This is a genomic window from Nocardiopsis sp. MT53, from assembly GCF_019598965.1.
In the GTDB taxonomy this organism is placed as follows: domain Bacteria; phylum Actinomycetota; class Actinomycetes; order Streptosporangiales; family Streptosporangiaceae; genus Nocardiopsis; species Nocardiopsis changdeensis.
The window spans coordinates 5375558-5389515 of record NZ_CP080599.1; the positions used below are offsets into that span (position 1 = coordinate 5375558).

Consider the following 13958-nt stretch of genomic DNA (forward strand, 5'->3'; position numbering starts at 1 on the left):
TGTGGTGGTCAGCGTAACGCATCGCCCGCAGCCCCGCCAGGGTGCTCCGGAGGCCGGGCGCCGCCCTCCCCTGATCGGGAAATCCCGGATTCACCAGGGGTTCCCCCTCCCTCGGCCGGAGGGAGGGGGAATGTTGCACAAAGGTTTCGCGGCCCCATTGACACGGACAAACGTGATCCGCATCATTTCCTGAACCGAACAGCGGCCCGTTCGGTCCGCCAGGCGGACCAATCGGGGCGAGAGGGAGTGAAGATGGACAAGCAGCGGGCCCTCCGGGCGACCGGGGCCGTGTGCGCGGCCCTGGTCGTGGGCGCCGCCGCGGTGAACGCCGCGCTCACAGGAACGCACGAGTCCCAGGCGCGGGCGAGGATCGACATCCTCGTCCCCGCCGACCCCGGCGGCGGGTGGGACCTGGTGGCCCGCGAGACGCAGCACGCGCTGCGGGTCAACGGCATCGTCGACAACACCCAGGTGCTCAACCTGCCCGGCGCGGGCGGCACCATCGGGCTGGCCCAGACGGTGCGGCGCGAGGGGGAGGCCACGACCCTCATGACCACCGGGACGGTCATGATCGGCGGCATCATCGTCAACGACTCCGCCCAGACCCTGGAGGACGTCGTCCCCATCGCACGGGTCGCCGACGACTACGAGGTGTTCGTGGTCCGCGCCGACTCGCCGCTCCAGGACATGGGCGACCTGGTCGAGGAGTGGCGGGACGACCCGGGCTCGGTCGCCGTCGGCGGGGGCTCCCTGGGCGGCACCGACCACCTCCTGGCCGGCCTGGCCGCCCGCTCCCAGGGGGTCTCCCCCGACGAGGTCAACTACATCCCCTTCGCGGGCGGCGCCCAGGCGCTGACCTCCCTGCTCTCCGGCAGCATCGACGTCGGCGTCTCCGGCTACAACGAGTTCCGAGACCAGGTGGAGGCCGGGAACCTGCGGGTGCTCGGCGTCTCCGCCCGGGAGCGCGTGGACGGCCTGGAGGAGCACCCCACCCTCCCCGAGCAGGGGGTGGACGCGGTCCTGCCGAACTGGCGCGGCTTCATGGCCCCGCCCGGCATCACCGAGGAGGAGCGCGCCGAGCTCACCGCCGTCGTCGAGGAGATGGTGGCCACCCCGGAGTGGCAGGACACGCTGGAACGCAACCGGTGGGACGACACCTTCCAGTCCGGCCCCGAGTTCGAGGAGTTCCTGGAGGCCGAGATCGCCCGCATCACCGAGGTCACCGAGGAGCTGGGACTGTCATGACCACCCACCGCACCGAGGCCGCCCCCGGCGGCACGGCCCCCGCGGCCCCCAGGGCCCGATCCTGGTGGCGGGGGCGCAGCGAGATCTTCGTCGGCCTGCTCACCGTCGCCATCGGCGTCTTCCTCGCCGTCCAGACCGGCGCCATGCACGTGCCGGACAACTCCGCCTCGCCCGGCCCCCGGCTCTTCCCCTCCCTGGTGTCGGCCCTCATGATCGTCCTGGGCGCGGTCCTGGTCCTCCAGGTCGTCCGCCGCCCCGCCCCCGAGCCGGACGGCGGGGAGGCCGACCGGCCCGAGGGCGCCGGGGTCGTCGGCGCACTGGTGGAGGGCGAGCGCCCCCACACCGCCGCGCCCGCCGCCCACAGCGACTGGCGCACCGTCGGCACCGTGCTCGGCTCCGTGGTCCTGTTCGCCCTGCTCCTCCAGCCCGTCGGGTGGCTGCTGTCCGGGGCGCTCCTGTTCTTCGGCGTCGCCTGGGCCTTCGGCGGCCGCCGCCCCCTCTTCGAGGCGACCGTCGCCCTCGTGTACTCGTCCGTCGTCCAGCTGGCCTTCGTGGCGGGCCTCGGACTCAACCTGCCCTCCGGCATCCTGGGAGGGGTGCTCTGACATGGAGACCTTCGGACTCCTGGCGGGCGGCTTCGCCGCGGCGCTGACCCCCGAGAACCTGCTGTGGGCCCTCGTCGGCGTGCTCCTGGGCACGGCGGTGGGCGTCCTGCCCGGACTGGGATCGGCCATGGCCGTGGCGCTCCTGCTCCCGGTCACCTTCAAGCTCGACCCCACCGGGGCGTTCATCATGTTCACCGCCGTCTACTACGGCGGCCTGTTCGGCGACTCCACCACGTCGATCCTCATGAACACCCCCGGCAACAGCTCCGCCATCGCCACGGCGATCGAGGGGCACCGGATGGCCCGGCGCGGCAGGGCCCCGCAGGCCCTGGCCACGGCCGCCGTCGGGGCGTTCCTCGGGGCGGTCGTCTCGACCACGGTCGTGGCGTTCTTCTCGAACGTCATCATCGACATCGCCCTGCGGTTCGGCCCGGCCGAATACCTGGCGCTGGCCGTCTTCGCGTTCCTGGCCACCTCCGCGGTGGTCGCCCAGTCCATGGTCCGGGGCACCATCGCCCTCACCATCGGCCTGGCCATCGCGATGGTCGGCATCGACTCCCAGAGCGGGGCCGCGCGCTTCACCCTCGGCGTGCCCTCCCTGTTCGAGGGAATCAGCGTGGTCACCGTGACCGTGGGCCTGCTCGCCCTGGGCGAGGTCCTCCACGTGGCGTCGCGCGTCCACCGGGGTGGCCACGCCGCGGCGCCCGTCAGCGCGGGCGGGACGCCCTGGCTCGGCCGCGGCGACCTGCGCCGGGCGCTGCCCGCCTGGCTGCGCGGCATCGGGTTCGGCCTGCCCTTCGGGGCGATCCCCGCGGGCGGCTCGGAGATCCCGACCTTCCTGGCCTACGGGACCGAGCGCCGGCTCGCCCGGTTCCGCGCCCGCCGCGGCCGGGGGGCCGACGAGTTCGGGGAGGGCGCGATCGAGGGGGTCGCGGCGCCGGAGTCCGCGGCCAGCTCCACGGCGGGGACCGCGATGGGCGCCCTGCTGGGCCTGGGGCTGCCGACCTCCGCGACGGCCGCCATCATGCTCGCCGCCTTCCAGCAGTACGGGATGCAGCCCGGCCCGCTGCTCTTCGAGCGCAACGCGGACCTGGTCTGGACCCTGCTGGCCAGCCTGTTCGTCGGCAGCGTCATGCTGCTGGTCCTCAACCTGCCGTTCGCGCCGCTGTGGGCCAGGCTGCTGCTGATCCCGCGCCGGTACCTGTACGCGGGCATCACCGGGTTCGCGGTCCTGGGGGTCTACGCGGCGTCGTACTCGACCACCGACCTGTGGCTCCTGATCCTGCTGGGGCTGCTCGGCTTCATGATGCGCCGCTACGAGATCCCGCTCGCCCCGGTGCTCATCGCGGTCATCCTGGGGCCGCTGGCCGAGACCGAGCTGCGGCGCGCGCTGGCGATCGGCCAGGGGGACGTGGGCGTCCTCTTCGCCGGGCCGATCACCCTGGGCATCTACACCGTGGTCCTGGCGGCCGTCGCCTTCGTGGGGATCGCCCGGGCGCGGTCCCGCGCCCGGGCCGCCGCACCCGCCCCCGAGGACACCCCGGCGGGGTGACGCCCCGCCCCGGGGCGCCCGCCCCACCCGGCCGGGCGCCCCGGGCGCCCGGCCGACCGGCACAGCGCCCCTGTGTGTCCGTCTAGGCCAGGGCGCCGACCACCGGACGCGGGCCGGACCGGGCTCGGCGGGGTGAGAGCCCGCTCCACCCCGCCGGGCCGACGGCCGGATCGGTTCCGGGCTCCCGTGCGGGGGCTGCGGCGGACCGGCACCCGGGGCGGCGCCCACCGGTGCCGTCCCCGCCCGGGCGGGGACAGGGGCGCCCGCCCCACCCGGCCGGGCGCCCCGGGCGCCCGGCCGACCGGCACAGCGCCCCTGTGTGTCCGTCTAGGCCAGGGCGCCGACCACCGGGGACAGCTCGTCGCGCAGCCAGCGCAGGGAGATCGGCGCGGGGGAGTTGATGGCGTTGGCGAAGTCCAGGCCCGCGAAGTAGACGGTGCCGTTGCGGACCGACGGCAGCTCCCGGAACAGCGGGTCGGCCTCCAGCTCCGCCTGCCGCTCCTCGGTCTGCGCCCACACCGCCAGCAGGTCGGCGTCCAGGTCGCCGGTGTTCTCCAGGGAGAGCGCGGCAGCGGTCTGGGTGTTGTCCTGGTTGTCGGCCGGGCGCATCCCGAACAGCTCGAACAGGGAGCCGTTGCCGAACACGTAGCCGTTGTCGTCGGCCCGCACCCACTGGTAGGTCCGGTCCCCGATCCCGGGCACCTCCGCGCCGGCGGCGGCGAACTCCTCCTCCAGTTCGGCGATCAGCTCCCGCGCCCGCTCGGTGCGGTCCACCGCGGCGGCGGTGGAGAGCAGGCGCTCGTCCCAGTCGGGGTTGAAGGCGTCGGTGTCGGGGGTGATGGTGGGGGCGATGGCGTTGAGCCGGTCGAACGCCGCCCGGTCCGGCACCTGGTAGACCTCGGCGATGATGAGGTCCGGCGCCGCGGTGGCGATCGCCTCCAGGTCGGGGCTGCCGTCGGCGGTCACCAGGGAGGGGTCGGCGACCGACGCCAGGTCGCCGCCGGCGGCCTCGGTGAGGGGGTCGACCAGCCAGGGGGCGTTCTCGGCCAGCGTGTCGGGGTCGACGGCGACCTTGACGGGGGCGACACCCAGGGAGATGAGCTCGTCGGCGGAGGAGAAGCCGAGCGCCACCACCCGCTCGGGCGCCGACTCGACGGTGACCTCGCCCTGGGAGGTCGCCACGGTGACCGGGTAGGCGCCCCCGCCCCCGTCCGCCGCGGCCGGGGCGTCGTCGTCCCGCGCCGCCGCCCCGCAGCCGGTGAGCGCGGCCGCCAGCAGCCCCGCCAGTGCGATACCCCCGAGCCGGGCGGTGCGCCCTCGTGCTCCCGTCACGGTGTTCCTCCTCGATCCCGCCATGTGGTGAGGGGAGCCTAACCTAATCCGATACGGATTGGATGGCCGGGTCTGGTCGAAATGAGTGCTATGTGGGTATCTGTGCCTGGTGTGACGGATGTGCGACCATGGACGTTCGGTCGCGAAGACACCGCGGAGGGGAGGGCCGAGAGGCCCTCGGGGGAACGGGGTTGCCATGCCCGTACAACACGCGTCCAACGACTTGATGGTCTCCCTGGTGCGGGCCGGGCACCTGGCCACCTTCGAGGAGTTGCCGGAGCTGGTGGCCAAGAAGGCCGACGCGGCCGGCCTGCCCGAGGCCCGGTTCTACCTCTCCGACCACCAGCAGCAGGTCCTGCGCGAGGTCACCGGGGTGGGCCCCGACGCCCACGGCGGCGGCGAGGACCTGCCCATCGACCACTCGCCGGCGGGCCAGGCCTACATCACCGGCGTGGCGGTGCGCTCGGACGGCGGCCCGCGCTACTGGGTGCCCATTCTGGACGGCGCCGAACGCCTGGGCGTGCTCCACGTGGCCTGGGCCGGCGACCCCGACCGCTCGGCGATGCGCGACCTGGCCTCTGTGGTGGGCCTGCTGGTCATCGCCAAGCGCTCCAACAGCGACTCCTACGCGCGGCTCATCCGGACCGAGCCCATGTCGGTCTCCGCCGAGATGCAGTGGACGCTCATGCCCCCGGGCACCTTCGCCGACGCCCGGGTGACGATCTCCGCCGCGGCCGAGCCCGCCTACGAGAACGCCGGGGACTCCTTCGACTACGCCCTCACGGAGGAGACCGTCCACCTGGCGATCTTCGACGCCATGGGCCACGACACCGCCGCCGGGCTCATCGCCAACCTCGCGGTCGGGGCCTTCCGCAACGAGCGCCGCAGGGGCACGCCGCTGGCCGAGATCCCCCAGGGGGTGGAGACCACCCTGATCCAGGAGTTCGTGCGCACCCGGTTCGCCACCGCCGTCCTGGCCGAGCTCCACCTCACCACCGGCATGTTGGAGTGGGTCAACTGCGGCCACCTGCCCCCCGTGCTCATCCGGGGGGAGAAGGTGCGCGAGCTGGAGTGCGACCCCTCCCACCCCCTGGGCATGGACCTGGGGCTGCCGGTGACGGTGTGCCGCGAGCGGCTCGAACCCGGCGACCGCCTGCTCTTCTACACCGACGGCGTCATCGAGGCCCGCGACGCCGACGGCAACGAGTTCGGGGTCGAGCGGTTCGTGGACTTCGTCATCCGCAACCAGGCGGACAACCTGCCCGTCCCCGAGACCCTGCGGCGCCTGGTGCACGAGGTGCTGGCCTACCACCACGACACGCTCAACGACGACGCCACCGTGCTCTTCTGCGAGTGGCACGGCTGACCCGGACCGGTCGGCGTCACCCGCGCGTTTCGGCATCGCGGCTGCTCGCGGCTGGGTACTAAAGAAAACTTTAGTGCTGGCAACATCCATTGTGCTCCCAGTCGGGGTTCTGTTAGGTTCCTCACCATGCCGAACGACCAGACCGGCGCCGAGGCGGGCGTCGGCTCCCGCCTCCGCCGCCGCAGGCGGGCCCTCCACCTCACCCTCAAGGACGTCGCGGAGCAGACCGGCCTGACCGAGGGGTACCTGTCCCAGATCGAACGCGACCAGGCCAACGCCAGCGTCCGCACCCTCCAGCGCCTGTGCGCCGTCCTCAAGCTCTCGGTGGGCGACCTGTTCGCCCCGCCGGGCGCGGCGGCCAGCGCCGTCCTGCGCTTCAGCGACACCCGGGGCATGGCCTTCGGGGAGGGCGCGACCAAGGTCAAGCTCACCCCCGGCGCCTTCGACCACCTGGAGGTCCTGCTCGGGCACTTCGAGCCGGGCGGCTCCACCGGCGTCGAGCCCTGCACCCACGGGGACTCCGAGGAGATCCTCCTGGTCCTGTCCGGCGAGGTCGAGGTGCAGGTGGACGGCCAGGTCCACCGCCTCTCCGCCCTGGACTCGATCCACTACCGCAGCAGCAGCCCCCACAAGGTCGTCGAGACGACCGGCCGGGAGGAGGCCCGGGTGCTGTGGGCGATCGCCCCGCCCACGTACTGACCCCCGCCGCGCACACCCCACGACCCCCACAGGAGACGTTCATGACCGGCTACCGCAACGGTGCGATCTCACACTGGATGTCCGCGCCCCCCGATCCCGGCCGGGCGGCGGACCGGCGCACCGCCCCGCTCCCCGACGAGGAACAGGACCTCGTCATCGTCGGCGGCGGCCTCACCGGGCTGTGGGCCGCCCACACCGCGAGCCTGGAGAATCCCGGATGGCGGATCACCGTCCTGGAGGCCCGCGAGGTCGGCTACGGCGCCTCCGGCCGCAACGGCGGCTGGATGTCCCCGCTGATCCCCGGCAACCGCGCCGTCTACGCCCGCACCGCGCAGGCGCGGGGCCGGGACGGCGTCGAGGCGGTCCGCGTCTTCCAGCGCGAGATGATCACCGCCGTCGACGACACCCTGCGCCTGCTGGAGGAGGAGGGCATCGAGGCCGACCAGCACCGGGGCGGGCACCTCAAGGTCGCCACCACCCCCGCCGCCATGCGCCGCCTCGAACGCGCCCACGCCGCCGACCTCGCCTTCGGGTACGAGGAGTCCGAGCTGTCGCTGCTGGACGCCGCCGGGGTCGCCGAGCGCGTGGCCGTGGGCCCGGCGCTGGGCGGGCTGTTCACCCGCGCCACCGCCCGGGTGGACCCGGCCAAGCTCGTCCGCGGCCTGGCCGACCTGGTCGAACGCCGGGGCGTGCGCATCGCCGAGGGCACCACCGCCACCCGCGTCGATCCCGGCGCGGTGGCCACCGACCGCGGCACCGTGCGCGCCGCCACGGTGTTCGTCTGCCTGGAGGCCTACTCCGGGACGGTCGCGGGCACCGCCCCCGGCCTGGGCCCGCGCCGGGTCATCCCGGTCAACTCCTCCATGATCGTCACCCGGCCCCTCCCGGACGAGGTGTGGGAGCGCATCGGCTGGCGGGGCGGCGAGTGCCTGGGCGACGCCGCGCACACGTTCGTCTACGCCCAGCGCACCGCCGACGGCCGCATCGCCATCGGCGGCCGCGGCACCCCCTACGCCTACGCCTCGGGCACCCCCGGCCAGGGCGTCGTGGACGCCCGCACCGTGCGCACCCTGAGCGAACGGCTCCGGCTGTTCTTCCCCGGCGTGGAGTTCGGGATCGAGCACGCCTGGCGCGGTGCCATCGGCGTCACCCGCGACTGGTGCGCGGGTGTCACCTTCGACCCCGCCACCCGCGTCGGCGTCGTCCGCGGCTTCGCCGGACACGGGGTGACCGCGACCCGGCTGGCCGCGCGGACCCTGGTGGACCGTGCCGCCGGACGCGACACCGTCGCGACCCGGCTGCCGTGGAACGACCACGACTCGGGCAGGTGGGAGCCCGAACCACTGCGCTGGACCGGTGTGCACGGCATGTACCGGCTCTTCGGGGTCGCCGACCACTGGGAGGAGAGCCGGGGCTCGCGGGAGACCTCGCTCATCGCACGCTTCGGAGCACGACTGGCGGGACTGGCCGAATGACGCACACCGACCCCCGGAACCCCGGGACCCCCGACACCCACGACGCCCCCGACACCCACGGCGCCGCCCCCGGCCGGGCCTCCCGGCGCGGCCTGCCCCGCGGCCTGTGGAGCATGGCCTTCACCGAGCTCTGGGAGCGCTACTCCTTCTACGGCCTCCAGGGCATCCTCTCGTTCTACCTGCTCTACGAGCTGTCCCAGGGCAGTCTGGCCCTGGACCCGGCCGCGGCGGCCGGGATCGTGGGCGCCTACGGCGGCGCGGTGTACCTGTCCCAGATCCTCGGGGCGTGGCTGGGCGACCGGCTCGTCAGCCCCAAGGACATGGTGCTGTACGGGGCGGTCGTCATCACCGCCGGCCACCTGGTGCTCGCGTTCGCGCCCGGCCTCGCCGGGCTGGGCGTCGGCCTGGCCCTCATCGTCGCCGGGACCGGGGCCCTGAAGACCAACATCACCTCGATCGTCGGCTTCGTCATGGACGCCGCCGACGGCCGCCGCCGCGACGAGGGCTTCTCGTACTTCTACATGGCGATCAACATCGGCGCCGTGGTGGGCCCCCTCACCACCGGGCTGGCCCAGAACGAGCTCGGCTTCCACTACGGGTTCGGACTGGCCGCGATCGGGATGGGCGCCGCCCTGGTGCAGTACATCCCCTCGATGAAGTCCCTCCCCGAACGCGCCCGCGTGGTCAACGACCCGCTGCCCGCCCACCGCCGGCCCCTGGTGGCGCTGGTCGCCCTGGCCGCCGTCGGAGCGGTGGTCGCAGCCGCCGCCACCGGGCTGCTGCGCGCGGAGAACCTGGCCACGGTGGTGACCTTCGCGGCGCTCACCGCCGCCGCCGTCTACTTCGTGACGATGACGAGGTCGTCGGCGGTCTCCCGGGACGAACGCCGCCGCATCCTGGGGTTCCTGCCGCTGTTCCTGGTCTCGGGCCTGTACTTCGGGTTCCTGTTCCAGAAGTTCACGGCGATCTCGATCCTCATCACCGAGCGCATCGACCTCCAGATCGGCGGGTGGACCTTCCCGGTCGCCTGGATCACGACGGCCAGCCCGCTGGCGGCCGTGCTGATCACCCCGCTCATCGCCGGGCTCTGGAACCTGCTGGGGGACCGGCAGCCGGGACCGGTGGCCAAGTTCGCGGTCGGGCTCACCCAGATCGGCTGCGCGTACCTGTTCCTGCTGGTCGTCTCCGAGGCCACCGGGGAGGCGCACATCCCCCTGGTGCTGATCCTGCTGTTCATGGTGCTCGCCGGGTCCTCGGAGGTGTTCGTGGGGCCGATCGGGCTGTCCCTGGCCACCCGGATCGGGCCGCGGGCGTTCCGGTCGCAGATGGTGGGCCTCAACTTCCTCACCCTCGCCCTGGGCTCGTCTCTGTCGGGGCTGCTGGGGCAGCTGTTCACCGTCATCGACAACGCGTCCTACTTCACGGTCATCGCGACGGCCGGGATCGGCCTGGGCCTGGTGCTGTTCGCCGCCCGCGGGCCGGTGGGCCGCCTGCTGGAGTCGGGCCTGACCCGCTGAGCCCGGACGGACCCCGCCCCGCCCCGGCACTCCGTGCCCGGGGCCGGGTGCGCCCGGCGGCGGGCGGGCGGGGATGATACCGGGGTGGACTTCCCCGAACTCCAGCGGCGGCTGCGCGCGGCCGGGCACGACGCCCACCTCGCCTACGACGGCCGCCGCGACCCCTTCCTGGCCCACCTGCCCGCCGAGCACAGGGCGCGCGGCGGGTACTGCCGCGGCGCCTGGAACCTCTACCCGCTCGACGGCGGCCGGTACGCGGTGACCCTGCGCGAGCTGTACCGGCCCTCCCGGTACCCGCCCGACACCACCGGGCCCGAGCCGGCGGAGTTCGACACCGAACAGGAGGCCTGCGCGTACCTGTGGGAGGCGGTCGCGGCGCAGAGCCCGCCCGAGGGGACGCGCGACCTCGCCTTCGGCGAGCTGCCCGGGCCGGTCGCCGGGTGGATCCGCGACTGCGGGTTCGAGCCCGGGCGGACCCTGTTCGGGAACCCGTTCGTGGCGACGCTCCCCTCGGGGGCGGTCCGCCTGTCGCGCGTGGGCGACGCCTACGAGCTGCGCCGGCGCTCGGACTTCCCGCCCACCGTCGGGGAGGCGGTGTACTCCACGCCGGTGTGGGAGGACGTGTGCCGGGTGCTCATGACCCTGGCCGGCGACGCGCGCGCCCCGGGGCCCCTGGGGACGCCCCGGGTCGGGTTCGCGCCCGGCGTGCCGGGGCCGGAGCGGGCCCGGCGGCTGGCCGGGGCCGGGTACGCCGATATCGCCCGGGCCTATGGGGACGGACGCGGCGGGCCGCTGCTGGACGTCCTCGCGGAGGGGGCCGCGGTCGACCTGGCCACCCCCGAGATCCTGCGGCGGGCCGAGGCGGCCGGACTGCCCGCGTACCCGTACGGGGACGGCTGTTCCATCACGTTCGGGTACCTGGAGGAGCGCTACCGGTTGTCCCGCACCGGCGACGGCCATGTCCTGGAGCGGGCGCGCGAGCGCGAGAACACCTACTCGGTACTGGCCGGGCCCGCGGACCTGGAGGAGGTGCGGGCCCTGCTGCTGCGCCACCTGGGGGGTTAGGCCGCCGCGCCCGAAACCCGGTGCCGTAGAGCGCGCCGTGCGCGGTGCCCCCCGCGCTGCCGCGGTGCGGGGCGGTGTCGCCCCGGCCCTGCGGCGGTCGGCCCACTCCTCGCCCTTGCGGGGTTCGGCGGGCATGAGCGGGGCGGGCAGGGGCCGCTCGGTACCGGCGCGTTCCTGGTGTCCGGGGCGCGTTCACCCGCCCTGCCGGAGCAGGCCCTGCTCCGCTCCCACTTCCCGGGAACAGTTCCCGGTCGTCGTGCTCCCCGCGCACACGGGGAGGGTCTCGCCGCCCGCCTGGTCTCTCCCGAGCGGACGGCGGGTGGCGAGGCGGCCCGCGCCGCGCGGGCCGCCTCCCGGTGCGGAAGCAGGCGCTCAGCGGAATCGGTCGGCGTACCGGGCGGCCCAGTCGGCGTAGGTGTGCGAAGGGCGCCCGGTGACGCGTTCGACCGCGGGAAGGACGGGGCCGGGGGCGACGGCGAAGTGCGCGCCGAAGTCGAGCATGGCGGTGGCGTACTCGGGCGGGTACCCCCGGCCGGTGACAGTCCGGACGAACTCGTCGGCGGGCTGGAGTTCGAGGCGCAGCGGGCGGCCGATGGCCCTGGCGAGGATACGGGTGCGCTGGACGGGGGTGAGCGACTGAGGCCCGGTGATCTCGTGGACTCGGCCGGCATGGGCGTCGTCCAGCAGCGCGGCGACGGCGACGGCGGCGATGTCGCGTTCGTCGATCAGGGCGACGGCGGAGTCGGGGCACGGGTCGCGGACCACGCCGCCGGTCCTGACCGAGTCCGCCCAGGCCAGGTCGTTGGCCATGAAGCCGCCCGGCCGCACGAAGGTCCACGGCAGGCCCGCCTCCCGCACGATGCGCTCGTGCGCCAGGTGGGCGTCGCTGATCGGGTCGGGCTCGGGGTAGCCCGGCACGGTGGACGACAGCAGGACCAGGTGGCGCACACCGGCGTGCGCGGCGGCGGCGGTGAGCGCGCGCGTACCGTCCGGGGCGGTGGGGAACACGAACACCTTGTCCACGCCGTGCAGTGCGGCTCGCAGGGTTCGGGGATCGGCGAGGTCGGCGTGCAGGACCTCGACGTCCTCGGGCAGCCCGGCCCGTCCGGGGGAGCGGGAGATGGCGCGTACGGTGCGTCCCGCGGCCAGCAGCCCGGTGACCACGTTGCGGCCGACCTTGCCTGTCGCGCCGGTGACCAGGATCGTCATGGTGTCTCCATGGGGAGTGTCGGGGGTGTGCGGTGAGGGGTGGAGGACCGGCACCGGTCCGGCCGGTGCACGAGGGCGCGCGGGTCAGTGCAGGCCGCGTTTGCCCGGGGCCCAGAACGGTTTGACCTTGATCGAGCGGCGGTCCCAGCCGCGGTCGCGGACCAGGTGGTCGCGGATCTTCTGGCAGGTGCGCGCCTCACCGGCCAGGTAGGCCGCGCCCTCGCCCGCGGGCAGGTCCAGGTCGGCGACCGCCGCAGGCAGGGTGTCCGATGAGGCGGCCGGGGCGCCGTGGCGGTGCACCCGCAGCAGGCGGTGCGGGCCGGGCATCGGCAGGTCGTGCTCGGCGGACTCGCTTTCCAGCACCCCGTACACCGCGGCCGACGGGTCCAGCGCCCGCAGCATCGGTCCGAACGCCGCGCTCGCGGTCTCCTCACCGGCGAACAGGTGGAACGGCGCCTCCCTGGTGAACAGGTCGCCCTGCGGCCACCAGACCGGTACCCGGTCGCCCGGCGCGGCCGCACGTGCCCACCTCAGTCCGATGCCGTCCCCGTCGTACAGGTGCGCGCGCAGCTCGATCGCGCGCTCGCCGCGGTCGAACTCCCAGATCGTGTAGGTGCGCAGCGTCTCGCCCGGGCGCAGCAGCCCCGGCACCGAGAGCGGGTCGTTGATCTCGACCCGCACATGCTGTCCGGGAGCGTACGGAAAGGAGACCGGCCCGTCGGCCACCAGGCGGATCCGCCGCATCGTCGGCGTCACCGCCTCGACGGCGGTGACGGTGGTCTCCAGGCGGTATTTGGCGAAGGCTCCGGCCAGGGGGTTGCGCGAGCGCCTCGGCATCTCAGGCCTCCCCGGCGCCGCGCGTGCGGGAACGGCGGGACAGCCCCCACCACACCGCGGCCGTCAGTACGAACAGGGCGACAGGCAACAGCCGTTTCACGACCATCTCCTTAGAGGCTCTAGATCTTTTAGAGCCTCTAAGGAAGCATAGAGGCATTAGACTGTCAAGACCGTTCAGGAAGGACCCGCATGGCCGCCCCCACCGCCCGCCGGCGCGAGAAGCTCCGCCAGGCCACCCTCGCCGAGATCCACCAGGCCGCCCGCGAGTTGCTGACCGACCAGGGCCCCGCGGCGGTGACGATCAACGCGGTCGCCCGGCGGATCGGCATGAGCGGGCCCGCGCTCTACCACTACTTCGCCTCACACGACGACCTGGTCGCGGCCGTGACCGCCGGTTTCCTCCGGGAGCTGACCACGGCCATGCGGACCGCCCGTGACGCCCGGCCCGCCGACGCGGCCGGTGACCGGTTGCTGGCCACCTGCCGCGCCATGCGCCACTGGGCGACCGCCCACCCCGCCGAGTTCGGATGGATCTTCGCCAGCCCCATCCCGGCCGCCGCCTCCGCCCGGCACCGCCCCGACACCCCCCGCAACCAGGCCGCCCGCGATTTCGAGCTGGTCTTCCTCCAGCAGATCGAGGAACTGTGGGCACGCCGGGGCTTCCCGGTCCCCGCCCTCGAAGACCTGGACCCCTCCATACGCGAGCAGTTGCGCGCCTACGCCGAGTCCCTGGGCCGCGGCCTGCCCATCGAGGCGCTCCACGTCGCCCTGTCCTGCTGGATCAAGCTGTACGGGCTGCTGTGCATGGAGGTGCTCAACCAGCTCGACTTCGTCTACTCCGACCCCGGTCCGATCTACGAGGAGACCCTCCGCGACCTGGTCGACACGCTCGGCCTCGACTACCGGCCGCCCGAACCGTCCGAACTCCCGCCGCACGCCCCGCCTTCGTGAGACGGGTGCGGCGCCCGCCTCGCGCAGTGCCCACACGCACCGGACGGTGGGGTCGACGGGCGGCCGTGGAGAGCCCGTCCGCCCCTGGGGGAGGTTTCCCGTGGT

The 13958-nt window shown here is 74.0% G+C and carries 12 protein-coding genes; 9 read left to right on the top strand and 3 right to left on the bottom strand.

What is annotated here, in order from left to right; all coding sequences use genetic code 11:
• Window positions 1-252: 252 nt before the first annotated feature.
• The 3 genes from K1J57_RS23705 to K1J57_RS23715 are packed head-to-tail and all read left to right on the top strand — an operon-like array spanning window position 253 to window position 3402.
• Window positions 253-1245 carry a tripartite tricarboxylate transporter substrate binding protein gene (locus tag K1J57_RS23705; protein WP_220560837.1) on the top strand — a complete coding sequence of 331 codons (993 nt, stop codon included), beginning with the start codon at window positions 253-255 and terminating at the stop codon, window positions 1243-1245.
• The gene (locus K1J57_RS23710) at window positions 1242-1850 is read left to right on the top strand and encodes a tripartite tricarboxylate transporter TctB family protein (RefSeq protein ID WP_220560838.1); all 609 of its coding nucleotides are present in this window, start codon (window positions 1242-1244) and stop codon (window positions 1848-1850) included. The genes K1J57_RS23705 and K1J57_RS23710 overlap by 4 nt, the downstream gene beginning before the upstream one ends.
• A gap of 1 nt (window position 1851) precedes the next feature.
• A complete protein-coding gene (locus K1J57_RS23715) occupies window positions 1852-3402 on the top strand; it encodes a tripartite tricarboxylate transporter permease (protein ID WP_220560841.1) in 1551 nt (516 codons plus the stop codon).
• Window positions 3403-3729: 327 nt separating this feature from the next.
• Here K1J57_RS23715 and K1J57_RS23720 read toward each other — a convergent pair whose 3' ends face one another.
• Complete coding sequence (locus K1J57_RS23720) at window positions 3730-4734, bottom strand: ABC transporter substrate-binding protein (protein ID WP_255646543.1); 1005 nt, start codon at window positions 4732-4734, stop codon at window positions 3730-3732.
• Between the two features lie 196 nt (window positions 4735-4930).
• Here K1J57_RS23720 and K1J57_RS23725 point away from each other — a divergent pair, with 196 nt between their 5' ends.
• From K1J57_RS23725 to K1J57_RS23745, 5 genes are all read left to right on the top strand, one after another.
• Window positions 4931-6100 carry a PP2C family protein-serine/threonine phosphatase gene (locus K1J57_RS23725; protein ID WP_220560843.1) on the top strand — a complete coding sequence of 390 codons (1170 nt, stop codon included), beginning with the start codon at window positions 4931-4933 and terminating at the stop codon, window positions 6098-6100.
• 126 nt (window positions 6101-6226) lie between these two features.
• Window positions 6227-6799 (top strand): XRE family transcriptional regulator, encoded by a 573-nt coding sequence (locus tag K1J57_RS23730; protein WP_220560844.1) that lies wholly within the window; start codon window positions 6227-6229, stop codon window positions 6797-6799.
• Window positions 6800-6840: 41 nt separating this feature from the next.
• Window positions 6841-8274, top strand: a complete 1434-nt coding sequence (locus K1J57_RS23735; protein WP_220560845.1) for an FAD-binding oxidoreductase — start codon at window positions 6841-6843, stop codon at window positions 8272-8274.
• The gene (locus K1J57_RS23740; protein WP_220560846.1) at window positions 8271-9791 is read left to right on the top strand and encodes a peptide MFS transporter; all 1521 of its coding nucleotides are present in this window, start codon (window positions 8271-8273) and stop codon (window positions 9789-9791) included. Before K1J57_RS23735 ends, K1J57_RS23740 begins: the two co-directional genes overlap by 4 nt.
• Window positions 9792-9875: 84 nt before the next feature.
• On the top strand, window positions 9876-10856 hold the full coding sequence (locus tag K1J57_RS23745) for a hypothetical protein (RefSeq protein WP_220560847.1): 981 nt from the start codon (window positions 9876-9878) through the stop codon (window positions 10854-10856).
• Between the two features lie 372 nt (window positions 10857-11228).
• On the opposite strand, the gene K1J57_RS23750 is transcribed toward K1J57_RS23745, so the two are convergent.
• Window positions 11229-12065: an NAD(P)H-binding protein gene (locus tag K1J57_RS23750; RefSeq protein ID WP_220560848.1), complete on the bottom strand. Its 837-nt coding sequence runs from the start codon at window positions 12063-12065 to the stop codon at window positions 11229-11231.
• An 84-nt stretch (window positions 12066-12149) separates the two neighbouring features.
• A complete protein-coding gene (locus tag K1J57_RS23755) occupies window positions 12150-12902 on the bottom strand; it encodes a siderophore-interacting protein (RefSeq protein WP_220560850.1) in 753 nt (250 codons plus the stop codon).
• A gap of 189 nt (window positions 12903-13091) precedes the next feature.
• Here K1J57_RS23755 and K1J57_RS23760 point away from each other — a divergent pair, with 189 nt between their 5' ends.
• Window positions 13092-13853 carry a TetR/AcrR family transcriptional regulator gene (locus K1J57_RS23760; RefSeq protein WP_220560852.1) on the top strand — a complete coding sequence of 254 codons (762 nt, stop codon included), beginning with the start codon at window positions 13092-13094 and terminating at the stop codon, window positions 13851-13853.
• Window positions 13854-13958 lie beyond the last annotated feature (105 nt).

Bases quoted from the DNA above. Each gene is read 5' to 3' on its own strand.
- K1J57_RS23740 (WP_220560846.1), top strand. From the start codon at position 8,271: ATGACGCACACCGACCCCCGGAACCCCGGGACCCCCGACACCCACGAC.
- K1J57_RS23760 (WP_220560852.1), top strand. From the start codon at position 13,092: ATGGCCGCCCCCACCGCCCGCCGGCGCGAGAAGCTCCGCCAGGCCACC.
- K1J57_RS23715 (WP_220560841.1), top strand. From the start codon at position 1,852: ATGGAGACCTTCGGACTCCTGGCGGGCGGCTTCGCCGCGGCGCTGACC.
- K1J57_RS23710 (WP_220560838.1), top strand. From the start codon at position 1,242: ATGACCACCCACCGCACCGAGGCCGCCCCCGGCGGCACGGCCCCCGCG.
- K1J57_RS23755 (WP_220560850.1), bottom strand. From the start codon at position 12,902: ATGCCGAGGCGCTCGCGCAACCCCCTGGCCGGAGCCTTCGCCAAATAC.
- K1J57_RS23730 (WP_220560844.1), top strand. From the start codon at position 6,227: ATGCCGAACGACCAGACCGGCGCCGAGGCGGGCGTCGGCTCCCGCCTC.
- K1J57_RS23750 (WP_220560848.1), bottom strand. From the start codon at position 12,065: ATGACGATCCTGGTCACCGGCGCGACAGGCAAGGTCGGCCGCAACGTG.
- K1J57_RS23705 (WP_220560837.1), top strand. From the start codon at position 253: ATGGACAAGCAGCGGGCCCTCCGGGCGACCGGGGCCGTGTGCGCGGCC.
- K1J57_RS23735 (WP_220560845.1), top strand. From the start codon at position 6,841: ATGACCGGCTACCGCAACGGTGCGATCTCACACTGGATGTCCGCGCCC.
- K1J57_RS23725 (WP_220560843.1), top strand. From the start codon at position 4,931: ATGCCCGTACAACACGCGTCCAACGACTTGATGGTCTCCCTGGTGCGG.